This is a genomic window from Duganella sp. S19_KUP01_CR8 (assembly GCF_036688705.1).
GTDB lineage: Bacteria > Pseudomonadota > Gammaproteobacteria > Burkholderiales > Burkholderiaceae_D > Rugamonas.
On the sequence record NZ_JAQQPR010000001.1, the window covers coordinates 79281 to 93210 of the forward strand.

The 13930-nt window shown below is 63.5% G+C and carries 10 protein-coding genes; 2 read left to right on the forward strand and 8 right to left on the reverse strand.

The window, feature by feature from the left end:
* Positions 1–7: 7 nt before the first annotated feature.
* The 8 genes from V6M89_RS00425 to V6M89_RS00460 form a co-directional block, all read right to left on the reverse strand.
* A complete protein-coding gene (locus V6M89_RS00425; RefSeq protein ID WP_332851302.1) occupies positions 8–493 on the reverse strand; it encodes a hypothetical protein in 486 nt (161 codons plus the stop codon).
* A gap of 65 nt (positions 494–558) precedes the next feature.
* Positions 559–1032: a hypothetical protein gene (locus V6M89_RS00430; RefSeq protein WP_332851303.1), complete on the reverse strand. Its 474-nt coding sequence runs from the start codon at positions 1030–1032 to the stop codon at positions 559–561.
* A 102-nt stretch (positions 1033–1134) separates the two neighbouring features.
* Complete coding sequence (locus tag V6M89_RS00435; protein ID WP_442881939.1) at positions 1135–2997, reverse strand: glycoside hydrolase family 28 protein; 1863 nt, start codon at positions 2995–2997, stop codon at positions 1135–1137.
* Positions 2990–5635 (reverse strand): pectinesterase family protein, encoded by a 2646-nt coding sequence (locus tag V6M89_RS00440; RefSeq protein WP_332851305.1) that lies wholly within the window; start codon positions 5633–5635, stop codon positions 2990–2992. Before V6M89_RS00440 ends, V6M89_RS00435 begins: the two co-directional genes overlap by 8 nt.
* Positions 5632–6426: a rhamnogalacturonan acetylesterase gene (locus tag V6M89_RS00445; RefSeq protein WP_332851306.1), complete on the reverse strand. Its 795-nt coding sequence runs from the start codon at positions 6424–6426 to the stop codon at positions 5632–5634. The genes V6M89_RS00440 and V6M89_RS00445 overlap by 4 nt, the downstream gene beginning before the upstream one ends.
* A 52-nt stretch (positions 6427–6478) precedes the next feature.
* Entirely contained in the window at positions 6479–8353 is a 1875-nt protein-coding gene (locus tag V6M89_RS00450; protein ID WP_332851307.1) for a glycoside hydrolase family 28 protein, read from the reverse strand.
* Positions 8354–8364: 11 nt separating this feature from the next.
* The gene (locus V6M89_RS00455; protein WP_332851308.1) at positions 8365–11088 is read right to left on the reverse strand and encodes a TonB-dependent receptor; all 2724 of its coding nucleotides are present in this window, start codon (positions 11086–11088) and stop codon (positions 8365–8367) included.
* 216 nt (positions 11089–11304) lie between these two features.
* Positions 11305–12048, reverse strand: coding sequence for a FadR/GntR family transcriptional regulator (locus V6M89_RS00460; RefSeq protein ID WP_332851309.1), 744 nt, complete (start codon positions 12046–12048; stop codon positions 11305–11307).
* A gap of 71 nt (positions 12049–12119) precedes the next feature.
* On the opposite strand from V6M89_RS00460, the gene V6M89_RS30395 reads away from it, so the two are divergent.
* Both V6M89_RS30395 and garD read left to right on the forward strand, forming a co-directional pair.
* A complete protein-coding gene (locus tag V6M89_RS30395; protein ID WP_442881942.1) occupies positions 12120–12170 on the forward strand; it encodes a hypothetical protein in 51 nt (16 codons plus the stop codon).
* A gap of 181 nt (positions 12171–12351) precedes the next feature.
* Positions 12352–13914 (forward strand): galactarate dehydratase, encoded by a 1563-nt coding sequence (gene garD / locus V6M89_RS00465; protein WP_332851310.1) that lies wholly within the window; start codon positions 12352–12354, stop codon positions 13912–13914.
* Positions 13915–13930: the final 16 nt, after the last annotated feature.

Below are 13930 nucleotides of genomic sequence, written 5' to 3' on the forward strand. Positions count from 1 at the left end.
CTGCAGTTTACTGCTTCTTCAGCACCAGCTTGAACTGCGTGATCCATTTATCCTTGATGTACATTTCGCTGAAGGCCTCGTAGGCATCGGCGCCGGCGGGTGTCCAGCGGACGCGGTAGGTGAGGGACTGGTTGCCGGCGACGTATTGCGTGGCGGGGAATTCCAGGCCGGTGGCGGTCGGCGTCATCGTGCCGCGGCTGTAGCCGCCGCCGTTTTCCACGTACAGGAACGCCACCTGTTTGGCCGCTGAATCGTAGTAGTAGATCGTCTCGCCGACATAGTCCGGCTTGCCCGGTGTGCGCACCGTGTGCACGTCGCGCAGCACATTGCCGTCGTACTGCCATTGGAAGCAATGCTCGTCGCTCTGCTTGCCTTCCGGGAAATCACCCTTCCAGCAATGCCCGGCCAGGAAGGCCATTGGCTTGAGCGCTTCGACAGGTGCCGCCTGCGCGGCGGCGGAAGACAACAACAGCAGCATGAACAGTGGACGCATGGCGGACTCCGAACGTGTAAGTCACGCCAGTATATGCGAATCCATGCCGCTGTTGATCGGCCTGCTTAGTCCGTCAGGTAAATCTCGTGATAGGCGCCATCGGCAAAATAGATGATCTCGCAGCTGGCTTCGCCGAAGCACAATCCGATCGACTCGTTGGCTATGCTGAGCGGCGCGCAGCTATTTCCGGTGTGGCATGCCGGCTGGTAGCTGCCCGGCTGGACCAGCGACAGGCGCGGCGGATTGGCCTTGATGTCCTTGAAGGTCTTGACGATGCTGGCCGTGCCGTCGGCCACTGCGCCCGGCACCACGGCCAGGCCGTACGCGCCGTCCTGGCCGTTTTGCACTACCAGCGCCGTGTCGACGTTCCCTTGCTGCTGGAATTTTCCCGACAATGAAAGGCCCGCGAGCGGCGTCCAGCCCGGCGGCAGTTGTTTGACGACGGCCTCGCTGCCATAAGCGTAGCCAGTCGATGACAGGGCCAGCAGCAAGCCTGCTGCCAGGCCTGCGCGTTTAAGTTGTTGCGTCAATGTGCACATGGGTTTCCTCGATGCGGTTATCGCGGTGAACCCATTCTATTTTTTGCCCTATACGTGGTCAATAAATTAATAATTACGAATTTGTAATGACACGATTGAATCTCAGGCGGACAGCGTCGTGTTATGGACCTTGCCGCCGATGGTGACGTTCTTCAGCGTCAGGCCCTGCACGTTGTAGAGGTACCAGGGCTGCGCCATGTTGGCGGGCAGGCCGAAGTCGCAGTCGGTGATGGTGACGTCGGTGACGGGAACGACGGCCGGCATCGGCTGCGGGCCGTTATAGTCCGACGCCACCGGGCCGAGGATCACGATGGCCTGGTAGCACGACACCACCTTGCCATCCTTGGTCTTGACGTTGCCGACTTTGACGTTGGAGATGTGGACGTTGCTGACCACCGGCGGCCGCGTGCGGACGTTGTCGCTGAGTGGCGTGTAGTCGCAATCGAAGGTGACAATGGCGCCGGCCGCGGTGGCGACGGTCTTCGATTGAATCGGCGATCCGGGCAGCGATGCGTAGAACGAAGGGCTGGTCTGCACGCCGTTCGGTATCGAGACATCGCGCACATGGAAGTTGCGCAGGTAGCCGCCGCGATTGAGGTTGGTCTTCAGGCGGATCGCCGTGTTCAAAGGATTGGTGGCCCAGTTGATGTTCTGGAAAACCAGCTTCTGCGCGAAGACGTTCTGGATGCCGCCCGCCATCTCGCTACCCAGCGTGACGGCGCCGTGGCCGCTCTGCATGGTGCAGTTCTGAATCACGATATTCTGCGACGGACCATACTGCGTATCGAGATCCTTGCCGGCCTTGATGGCGATGCAGTCGTCGCCGGTGTCGAAGGTGCAGCCGTCGATCAGCACGTGGTCGCACGCTTCCGGATCGAAGCCGTCGCTGTTGGGACCCAGGCTTTCGCAGTGCACCTTGCGGATGACGATGTTGCGGCAGTGGACAGGGTGGTGCTGCCAGAACGGCGTGTGCGTGACGTGGTAACCCTCCAGCAGCACGTTGGTGCAGCCGATCAGCTGTATCATCGGCGGCCGCAGGAAATGGCCCAGGCCGAACACGCGCCGCGACAGCGGCACGCCCGCTTCCGACAGCGCCGGCAGGTATTGCGCATCCGCGCGCCAGCGGGCGCCTTCGCCTTGTATCAGCTGGCGTTCCGCTTCGGTCAGTTGTGGCGCGATGGTGGACAGCGATTCCGCGTTCAAGGGATTCTCGGTATTCTCCGACATCTTCCCCTTGGTGAAATTGGGCGTTGAGCCTTGCGCCACCGCGTTCAGCGTTTTGAGTTTGCCTTTCCAGGTCCACCAGCAGTCGCCCTGTTCGTTGAACGGCACGCCGCCCTGGCCGTTCAGGGTGCTGGTCCAGTCGTCGCCGGTCAGGGCGATGTTGTCCTGGCCGTAGGCGTAGATCATCGACGAGAAGTTCAGGCAGTCGTTGCTCTGCCAGCGCGAGATCGACAGCTTGCCGTGTTTGCCGCAATCGATGTCGCCGTACTTGGCGTAGTCGGCCGGGTTGTTGCTGAAGTAGATCTGCGCGCCGGCGTTCAGGTGCAGGTTCACGTTCGACAGCAACACAATCGGGCCGGCGCAGTACCAGTTCCCTGCCGGGACCAGCACGCGGCCGCCGCCAGCTTCGTGGCAGGCCTTGATCGCGGCCTTGATGGCGGCGTAGCAGTCGCTCGATCCGGCGGCCGGGGTATCGACGGTGTCCTGTTCCTCGAACGAGATCCAGGCTTTGACCTTGACCATCCTGCAGGTCTGCGCGCCGTAGGCGGTGATGACGAAGTCCTGCTTGCGGAAGGTGAGCGGCCGCGAGACGCGGTCGATGATGGCTTGCGCTTGCAGCCACGGATCGGGCGCGGTGGCGGCGCGGGCAGGCATGCCGAGCGACAGGCCGGCGGCGGCCGGCAGGGCTTTCATCAGGCTGCGGCGCTGGGTGTTGATAGTCATGCGGTATTCCTTATTCATCCGAATTGTTGAACTCACCGAGGAAGACTTCCGCCGGCGATGGCTTTGCGGTGTAGCCGAGATCCTTGACGGGATCGATGCCGGCTTTAATCAGGTTGTTCCAATGGTCGTCGGAGTTGTATTGGGCCGGGCGGTAGGCCAGCGTGCCTTTCTTGTTCCAGTCCGACCATGGCGATGCGCGGTTGATGTGCGGGCCGATGCGCGAATTCATGACGACCATTTTTCCGACCGCTTCCAGCGAGTTCCGGGCGATGGTGCCTTTCGGCGCCTGATAGCCGTTGGCGGGGCCGAAGGTGCAGGCATAGCCATCGACGGCGACTTTGTCGTAGGGCGTGCAGCGCGAGTTGTGGAACCATTGGCGCAACAGGTAGAACGCGTTGGCGTTGGACGATGCATCGCGCGTGAAGCGGCAGTTGTCGAAGACGAAGCCGTACCTGGTTCTGACGTGGGTATCCGGCGCGGCTGCGTAGGACAGGCCACGGTCGCCCAGCGATTTGATCTCGGTCTGGTGGAAGTAGGCGGTGCTGTCGCCGAAGATGAAATCGACATCGCCTTCGATGTAGGACTTGTTGAAGAAGCTGCGCGAGGTGTGGGCTACCTGCGGGGCCTTCAGGTACAGCGTGTCCTGGAAACCGATCAGGCGGATGTTTTCGAATTGCGCCTTGTCGGCGCCATCCACTTGTAGCGCCAGCGCTTGATGATGGATGTTGTTGACGTTGGGGAGCGCCTCGGCGCGGGCATTGCCGGTGTCTTTGTTGTAGGCGTTTTCGAACGTCAGGTTGCGAGCCTGGAAGCCATTGTTCTGCACCCAGACGGTGGCGGTGCCGAAGGTGCCGATCTGGGCTCGGTCCTTGATGGTCGCGTACATAGCCTGGACCGCCAGAGCGGCCTTGGCGAATTGCGCATCGTATTGTGTGGCGTAGTCGGCGCCGGTGTTGGATGCGTCCAGCCGGGCCGTGATTTTGGTGGCGCCGGCATCCTTGCCTTCGCCGTACATGGTGATCGGCGCGGCGGACGCGGGGATGTAGACCAGCTCCTGATAGGTGCCCGGTTTGAGCAGCAGGTAAAGGCGTTTGGCAGGATGGGCCTTGCTGTCGGCCACCGCGCGGCTGACGGCTTCCTGCACGGTGTTGAATAACCTGATGCCGTCAGCTTGTGCGGATTTGTCGACGATGTAGTCGGGCGTGAAGGTTGTGCCTTTTGCCAACGGATCGGATAGCGGGTCCCACGGATCGATGGTTTCGCTGCCGGCGGCGCCGACGTATTTCAGTACCTCGCTGTACGCGTATTGCCTGGCTTGCTCGATGCTGAGTTGCGGGCGGGGTACCGCCGCTGTGGCGGCGGGGAAGGCGCCAGAGAAGGCAGCAGGGAAGGCCGCGAAACGGTCGGCGCAGGCGGTTGCTGGCATGGCGGTGAACTCGCCGGTGAGTCTGGCGAATTCGATCTTCCTGTCCTCCTTGCCGGCGATGCCGACGTCGCGGAGCGTCACCTGCAGCGGGTGCTGCGCGTCGTAGCCTTGCATGATGACGCGGCCCGGCGTCACGCTGTGCACGCCGTCGAAGGCGATGTTGGTGTAGACCGGCACCTGCGTGCCTTCCGCGCGCGGGTTGTAGCGGGTGCTGATGTCTATCGGCGCGTTGACGTCCCGCAGGCAGACGTTCCGGTAGCTGATCTGGTCCACCACGCCGCCACGCGAGATGTCGCTTTTGATGCGCAGGCCGGAGGTGGTGCCGTCCATGCTCAGGTCATCGACCAGCACGCGCCGCACGCCGCCATTGGTCTCGCTGCCGATAGACATGCCGTGGCCGCTGTAGAAGTGGTTGTGCAGGATGGAGATGTTCTCCGTCGGTCCGTTGTTGCCGGCCTTGATGGCGACGTTGTCGTCGCCGGTGCGGATATGGCTGTAGGCGATGGTGATGTTGCGCGACGAGATGGGATCGATGCCGTCGGTGTTGCGCGCGGTCGCAGGCGTGTCGATGCGCATGCCCCATGCGGTGAAGCCGTCCACGTTATTCAGCGTGACGTGGAAGTTGGGCGAATTGCGCAGCGTGATCTTGTGCAGCGTGAAGTCCTGCGATCCGGTGATTTCGATCAGGCGTGGCACGTTCTGGCGTGCGTCTTCCTTCTGCGCGCGGCGGGCCATTTGCCACCAGGATTCGCTGGCGCCGTCGACCACGTGGCCGCCCTGGCCGTCGATGGCGCCTTCGCCGAAGATGCCGCTGCCCTTGGTCTTGTCGGCCGTGATGAAGGGTTTGCAGCCTTTACCCAGCTTGTCGACGGTGCCGCAGGTGCCGGCGCCGCGGTCGAACAGTTTTGGATTGGTGCTGGCGTACAGCGTGGTCGCCGCATCGACCAGCAGGCTGACGCCGCTGCGCAGTATGAGCGGGCCGGAGACGAAGCCGCGTTTCTCGTTTTGCGCGGACAGCCGTACCGCCTGGCCGGGAGCGCATTGGTCGATGGCGTGCTGGATGCGGGCGGTATCGTCTTTGCCTAGCGCGTCGCCGGTGGCCGTCAACACCGCGCAGGACGCGGGCGCTACAGGTTCGACGACCTTGCGCATGTCCTGGGCGTGGGCGGCGCCGACGCCGGAAGCAGCCAGCAGAAAGGCGATACCGGCGGGCGACAGCGTTTTCGTCATTGCTCGCTCTCAGGCTTGAACTGGCCGGCCGTCTCCGGCAAGGCGCGCTTCATCTCTTCCATCACCATGCGGGAGAAGTAGGCCGCGCCTTTGGCGCCGACGTGGGTACGGTCGAAGGCGGATTTGGCGGCGCCCGCCACTTCCACCTTGCCGGCCGCCAGTGCGGCCTCGGTGATCTTCTCGGGGCGTGGCGCCACGGCCAGGGTATCGGCTTCGTCTTCGCCCATCGCCTGCACGGCGGCGTAGCTGTCGGCGTTCAGGTCCAGCAGCGCGACGTGCTGCGCGGTGGCGGTGGCGCGGATCACGTCGGCCCACGGCAGCAGGTTGTTTTCCAGGACTTTGTCGGTGAAGCTGCGGCGCGTCAGCGGCGTGACCAGCACCGGGGTGCCGCCCAGCGCCTTCACCTCCTGCACGTAGCGCATCATGTTGACGGGGAATTCGGTTTTCAGGTCGGTCGAGCGGCCAGGCTTGCCCGGCTGGTCGTTGTGGCCGAACTGGATCAGCACATAGGTGGCGCGGTAGGCTGCGGCTCCGCGCAGCAGGCCCTCCACTTCGTCCCAGCGGCCTTCGGCGCGGAAGCTGCCGGAGCTGCGACCGCCCTTGGCCAGATTGAGGCAGGTGTTGGCGCGGTTGATGCGCGCGCAGAAAGCGTCGCCGTAGCCGCTGCTGTTGGCCATCGTCGAATCGCCGACCAGGATGACGCGGATTGGTTTTGTGGCTGTTTCGGCGGCGTGCGGCACGGCGCTCGCCAGCATCAGGGCGGCGGCAAAGGAGAGACTCTGGAAATTCATGGGGGTATCCGAAAAAAAAGGCGCCGGCCGCGTTGCGGTCCGGCGCCTGGACTCAGGCGGAGAAGCTTTGATTGACGGCCTTGCCGCCGATCTTGACGTTCTTCAGTTTCAGTCCCTTGACGTTGTACAGATACATAGGCTTGTCGGCGTTGACCGGCGTGCCCAGATCGCAGTCGCTGACTTCGATATCGGACACCGGCAGCACCACCGGCTTGCCTGGACCGTTGTAGTCCGACGCCACCGGCCCCAGGATCACAATCGCCTGGTAGCAGGAGTAGCTGCCGGCCTTGGTCTCGACGTTGGCGCAGGTGACGTTAGAGATCCGCACATGGCTGACGCTCGGCGGACGGATACGCACGTTGTCGTTGATCGGATCGTAGCCGCAGTCGATGGTGATGATGCCGCCCGCCGACGTCGCCACCGATTTGGTCGGGATCAGCGAACCCGGCAGCGTCGAATAGAATGCCGGCGTGGTGCGGATGCCGTTCGGGATATGCACGTTACGGACGTGCATATTGCGCAGGTAGCCGCCGCGGCTCATATTGGTCTTGAGGCGGATCGCGATGTTCAGCGGATCGGTTTTCCAGTTGCTGTTCTCGAACACCAGGTTCTGCGCATAGATGTTCTCGATCCCGCCGGACATGATGCTGCCCAGCGTCAGCGCGCCATGGCCGCTCTGCATCTTGCAGTTCTGGATCACGATGTTCTTGGCGGGGCCGAACTGGATGTCCGGTCCCTTGCCCGAATCGATGGCGATGCAATCGTCGCCGGTGTTGAAGTGGCAGTCCTCGATCAGCACATTGGTGCACGACTCCGGATCGAAGCCGTCGCTGTTCGGCCCCATGCTGTTGGCATAGATACGCTTCACGTGCATGTTGTGGCAGTTGACTGGATTGTGCTGCCAGAACGGCGTGTTGGTGGTCTGGTAGCCCTCGAACAGCACGTTGGTGCAGCTGATGAACTGCACCATGTGCGGCCGCAGGTAGTGGCCGACTCCGAAGATGCGCTTCTCTACCGGCACGCGGGCTTCCGCCAGCGAACGCAGATAGTAGGAGTCGGTGCGCCACTTGTCGTTCGGACCCTGGATGAACAGGGCTTCCGCTTCGCTCAGGTGCGGCGCGATCTCGCGCAGCGAGGTTGGGTTGGCCGGGTTCACGTGCACTTCGGTCTTGCCCTTGGTGTGCTTGACGTAGTTGCCAGCACCGGCGGCGATGTCGCCGGCCCAATTCGGTTTCTCGCGGCCCTTCCACGACCACCAGCAATCCGGATCTCCGTCGAAGGCCACACCGGCCTGGCCGTCCAGGATGGCGGTGTTGTCCTCGCCGGTGAGGGCGATGTTGTCCTGGCCGTGCGCGTACACCATCGACGAGTAGTTCAGCAGGTCGTTGCCTTCCCAGCGCGTGATCGACAGCTTGCCGTTCTTGCCGCAATCGTAGGCGCCGTACTTGGCGTAGTCGGCCGGGTTGTTGCTGAAGTAGACGTGGGCGCCGGCCTTCAGGTGCACGTTCACGTTCGACAGCAGCACGATAGGCCCGGCGCACAGCCAGTTCCCGGCCGGGATGACCACGCGGCCGCCGCCGGCCTTGTGGCAGGCCTCGATGGCCGCTGCAATCGCCGGGTAGCAGTCGTGCGAACCGGCCACCGGAGTTTGCAGCGTGTCCGATTCGGTGAACGAAGTCCATGCCGTCACCGGCTTGGTTACGCAGGTGGCGGCGCCGAAGGCCGTCACCACGAAATCTTCGGCGCGGAATTTCAACGGCTTCTTGAAGCGGTCGATGATGGCTTGCGCTTCCTTCCACGGATCGGCCGCCTTGGTGCTGGCGGCCAGCGCCGCCGGACCGGCGCCACCGGCCAGGCCGGCCGCCGACAAGGCTTGCAGGAAGCGGCGGCGGCCGAGGCCACCGCCTTTCTGTTCGTCTTTATGCATCTGTGTTCTCATCAGAAGGTGTAGGTGGCGCGGACGTTGTAGGCGCGGCCGATCGGGCTGGCGGCGCTGCTCAGGTAACCGAAGCTATACAGGCTGCTGTTGGTCACCGGCGGATTCACGTTGAACAGGTTGTTGACGCCGGCGGTAACCTGGATGTTCTTGAAGCCGTTGTAGGTCGTGGTCCAGTTCCAAACCTTGTACGAGTTGATGTTGCGCCAGTACTGCTGCGCCACCAGGTTCTGGTCGGTGTACTTGGAGTTGTAGTTCTGGGTCAGCTGGGTGTTCCAGTTGCCGGCGGCCCAGTTCAGCTTCAGCGTGTGCTTCCAGCGGAAGGTGATGATAGGCAGGCTGCTGGTGGTGCCGTTGCTGGCCAGGCCGAACTGGCCGATGTTCGACACGTAAGGGCTGCCGCTATCGAGCTGGTTGTCGAACTGGGTCAGGTAGGTGCCGTCGATCGAAACCTTGAAGTCGCCGTACGAAGTGCGCGGGAAGGCATACGAACCCGAGATGTCGATACCGGCCGCCTTCTGGCCGCCCAGGTTCATCGTGGTGTTCTTGATGTAGTTGATGGTGCCGTCGGCGTTACGCACGAAGAACGATGCGTACTTGACCGGATCGAGGAAGTAGACTTGCTCCGGCAAGTTGGCCAGCATGTCGGTCATCTTGATGTTCCAGTAGTCGATCGAGACCATCGCCGATTTGGTCGGCTCGAACACGGTACCCAGCGTGAAGCCCTTCGATTTTTCCGGCACCAGCGAGGCATTGGAGCCGGTCTGCTTAGGCAGCGTGGTGTTGCAGACGGTCGATGCGACCAGGCCTGGCAGCGCGGTGCCGGTGCCGGCCACGCCAGGCTTGCCGCCTGGGCAGAGGACCGGATCGTCCCACTTGGCGGCGGTCAGGCCGGTGGCGCCGGGCAGGCGGTAGCCGTAGCGGTCGAACAGCGTCGGCGCGCGGAAGCCGGTGTTGGCCGAGCCGCGGAACATCAGCTGCTTGGTTGGCTCGTAGCGGAAGCTGATCTTCGGATTGATGGTGTTACCGAAATCGCTGAAATGGTCGTCACGTACGGCGACGTTCAGTTCCAGCTTTTGGGTGATCGGCACATTCAGCTCGGCGAACAGCGCGGCGACGTTGCGCGAACCTTCGCCGTGCGATGGCGAGGCGCTGGCGTAGGTGACATCGGCGCTGATCGGCAGCTTGGTGTCTTCGGTGGTGTCGCGATGGAAGTCCGCGCCCAGCGCCAGCGCCAGCGAGCCGCCTGGAAGTTCCATCAGCGCGCGGCTGGCGGTCAGGTCGACACCGGTGAAGGTCGATTTGGAGGTGCGGTTCTTGGCGCCGTCGACCTTGATGGTGTCGAGGTAGGCCTGGCCGGCGGTGTCCTGCACGCCGAACGGATTGAGCGCGCCGCTCTTCAAGCCGTCCAGCAGGCCCTGGCCTTTGACGTAGCCGGATTGGTAGTAATTGTCGCGCTGCGAAATGCCGACCACCAGGCCGGCCTTGTAGTCCCAGCCCGCCAGGGTGCCTTCATCCATGACGGACAGGCGCTGGTTCAGCTGCACATCCTTGGTGGTGGCCAGGCCCAGGTCGGCCACGGCCCAGGTCAGGGTCAGCGGTGCGTTGTTCAGGCCCGCAACCGCAGGCACACCGCCGCTTTTACCTGGGTACCATTTGCTGGTCGAAGGCAGCGTGGCGCTGACGCCGTTGACGGCCAGCGCGTTGGTTGGATTCTTGGTGCCGAGGATGAACTCCTCGCCGCGCGAGTAGTCGACGCTGATGGTGTGGTCTTCGCTCAGCTTCTTGGCGGCGCGGGCGTAGAACGTGACCTGCTGGTTGGCATACAGCGCGGTGCCGTATTCGTTGGCGTCGAGGACGCAGGTGCCTTTCTGGCCGACGATCGAGTAGGGCGCCAGGCAGCCGCTTGCGGCGTACGGGTTCTGCGCGGTCTTGTTGGTGGCGGTGGTGAAGTTGGCCGGGGTGGCGTTGCCGCCGGTGCCCAGCGTCGGCGGACGGCCGATGCTGGTCAGCAGGGCGGCGGAGCTCAGGTCGGCGCGGTCGCGTGCGGCCAGGCGGGTGCGCTGGTGGGCGTCGATGGTGCCGTAGATGCTCCAGCCGTCGCGTTCCAGGTTGCCCTTGCCCCAGGTGATGCTGGCGCGCTGCTCGTCGCCGCCGCCGTTCTTCTCCGGCTGGACTTCCTGGCCGGTCAGCGACAGGCCTTCGAAGGAGGTCTTGGTGATGAAGTTGACCACGCCGCCGATGGCGTCGGAGCCGTAGATCGAGGAGGCGCCGTCGCGCAGGATCTCGACGCGCGACAAGGCGCTCATCGGAATCACGTCCAGGTTGGCGTAGCCGTCGGCGATCGCCTCGTTGGCCATGCGGCGGCCGTTGAGCAGCACCAGGGTGCGGTTCACGCCCAGGCCGCGCAGGTTGATGTTGGTGCCGGAACCGGCGTTGGACGGCGCCAGCGATGCGGACTGCGGCAGCGACATCATGACGTCGGCCAGCGTGGTGATGCCTTGCTTGATGAAGTCTTCGGCCTTGACGGTGCTGACCGGCAGCGATGCCTCGGTGGCCAGGCGCTTGATGCTGGAGCCGGTCACTTCGACGCGGGTCATTGCCGCTTCTCCGCTCTGTTGTGCGGACGCCTGGTTGGCCAGCGTCAGTACGGCCACGGTGATGGCCGACAGCAGCAGGCGAGGCTGGGCGGAACGGTTCTGGACCGAGTGATCGGACTTGTTCATGCGTGTCTCCTTAGTCTTTTTGAATAAAGTTATGCGCCGTGCTGGGAAAAGCACTGGACGTGATTGGAGCACCTCGCGTACTCCGTGCCGTTGAGACGAGGGCCGTCGTGGTGGACACGGGCCGAGGTCGCAAGACGGTCGATAACTTATTGCTTTGTTCGCGGACCGGCATCGAGGCCGGTCCTGCGCTACTGCTTACTGCTTGCTACAACTTCTTTATCCGCGCGAGAAAGTACGGGTCACGCGTTCCAGGTGGGCGCGCATGGCTTTGCGCGCTGCCGCCGGATCGTGGGCGGCGATCGCCTCCAGGATACGGCGGTGATCCTTCAGCGTTTCCTGGCGCAGTTCCTCGGTCTGGAAGTGTTCTTTCAGTTTGTGCCACAGGCGGCCGCGCTGGTCCCACAGGTAGTTCAGTGATCCGACCAGCGCGCTGTTGCCGGTGGCGCGCGCGATGGCCAGGTGGAAGTCGCGGTCGGCCTGCTCGTTGCTTGAATAATTGGCGTGGTTCTGTTCCATCGCGACGACCGCCTTGAGGATGGCGTCGATGGCGCCGTCGGTGGCGACGCGCGCGGCGATGGCGGCGATCTCGGATTCGATCAGGCGGCGCGCGGACAGCACTTCGAATGGACCGGGGCCGGCTTCGGGCAAGTCGGCGGTCGACGGTTCCGGCGCTTCGCTGACGTAGACGCCGGAGCCGCCGCGCACTTCGATCACGCCGCCCAGTTCCAATGCGATCAGCGCTTCGCGCAGCGAGGCGCGGCTGACACTCAACTTGGTGGCCAGGTCGCGTTCCGACGGCAGGCGTTCGCCGCCGGCGATCTTCTCTTCGCGTATCAGGTCCTGGATGCGGTCCGCCACAACGCGGTACAGGCGCGGTTCGTGGGCGGTGCTATCGGCAGGGGCGGAAGTCTTTTTCAGCATCTGTGTCTCGTATTCGTAGGGTGGCGTCAATATCGCCATCTGGTCAGGCCATTCTAAGGTGGTCAGACCAAATATGCAATGTGGACTAGCCAAATTAATTTTTAGCTGTCATACTAAAATCGTCATGCAGCTGCGGGAAGTGGGAGTTTACAGGGCTGTAGCCCAGCAAACAAGCCGTTTCCGCCTGTGGTGCCAAGGCCACAAACCGTGCTGGACCGGCCAGCCTGGAAGTGGCCTGACCACTTCTGCAGTGCACAAAACAGCGCGAAAAACAACGCAAAATACAACGTTCGCGGGGACGCAGGGCCCGCAACAGGTAGACAAGGAAGACAAGGAATACACATGCCGACACCGACGATCACAGGTACGCCGCGCTACATCCTCATGCACGACAACGATAACGTCGCCATCGTCGTCAACGACGGCGGCCTGCCTGCCGGCGCGGTCTTCGCCAACGGCCTGGCGTTGTTGGAAGCTGTCCCGCAGGGCCACAAGGTCGCGCTGAGCGCCATCGCCAAGGGTGATCCGGTGCGGCGCTACAACGTCACCATCGGCTACGCCGCGCACGACATCGCCGCCGGCAGCTGGGTCGCCGAGCCGCAGGTGGTGATGCCTCCCGCGCGCGAGCTGGTCAACCTGCCGATCTCCACCAACCTGCCGCCGCCGGCCGAGCCGCTGGAAGGCTATACGTTCGAAGGCTTCCGCAATCCCGACGGCAGCGTCGGCACCCGCAACATCCTGGCGATTACCACCACGGTGCAGTGCGTGGCCGGCGTGGTGGAGTTCGCGGTCAAGCGCATCAAGGAAGAACTGCTACCCAAGTATCCCAACGTCGACGACGTGGTGGGACTGGAGCACACCTACGGCTGCGGCGTGGCGATCGACGCGCCGGGCGCGATGGTGCCGATTCGTACGCTGCGCAATATCAGCTTGAATCCGAATTTCGGCGGGCAGGCGATGGTGGTCAGCCTCGGTTGCGAGAAGCTGCAGCCGGCGCGCCTGTTCCCCAAAGGTTCGATCCCGATCCAGAACGGCGGCGGCGCCGATCCGGCGCTTGTGTGCCTGCAGGACGCGGCCCATGTGGGCTTCATGTCGATGATAGATTCGATCATGAAGCAGGCCGAGATCAACCTGGCCGCGCTGGACCAGCGCCGCCGTGAGACCGTGCCAGCGTCCGAGCTGGTGGTCGGCGTGCAGTGTGGCGGCAGCGACGCTTTCTCCGGCGTGACCGCCAATCCGGCCGTGGGCTATGCCACCGACCTGCTGGTGCGCGCCGGCGCCACGGTGATGTTCTCCGAAGTGACCGAGGTGCGCGACGGGATCGACCAGCTGACGTCACGCGCGGCCACGCCGGAAGTGGCGCAGGCGATGATCCGCGAGATGGAGTGGTACGACAATTATCTGAAACGCGGCGGCGTGGACCGCAGCGCCAACACCACGCCCGGCAACAAGAAGGGCGGCTTGTCGAACATCGTCGAGAAGGCGATGGGCTCCATCGTCAAATCCGGCAGCAGCCCGATTTCCGGCGTGCTGTCGCCGGGCGAGAAGCTGACGCAGAAAGGCCTGATCTACGCGGCCACGCCGGCCAGCGATTTCATTTGCGGCACGCTGCAAGTGGCGGCCGGCATGAACGTGCATATCTTCACCACCGGCCGTGGCACGCCGTATGGACTGGCCGAAGTGCCGGTCATTAAAGTCGCCACCCGCAACGAGCTGGCGGCGCGCTGGCATGACCTGATGGACATCAACGCCGGCAGTATCGCCAGCGGCGAGGCCTCGATCGCCGATGTCGGCTGGGAGATGTTCCAGCTGTTGCTGGATGTCGCCAGCGGACGCCGCACGTGGGCGGAGAAATGGAAGCTGCATAACGCACTGGTGCTGTTCAACCCGGCCCCGGTGACCTGATAACAAGAGACTGAAT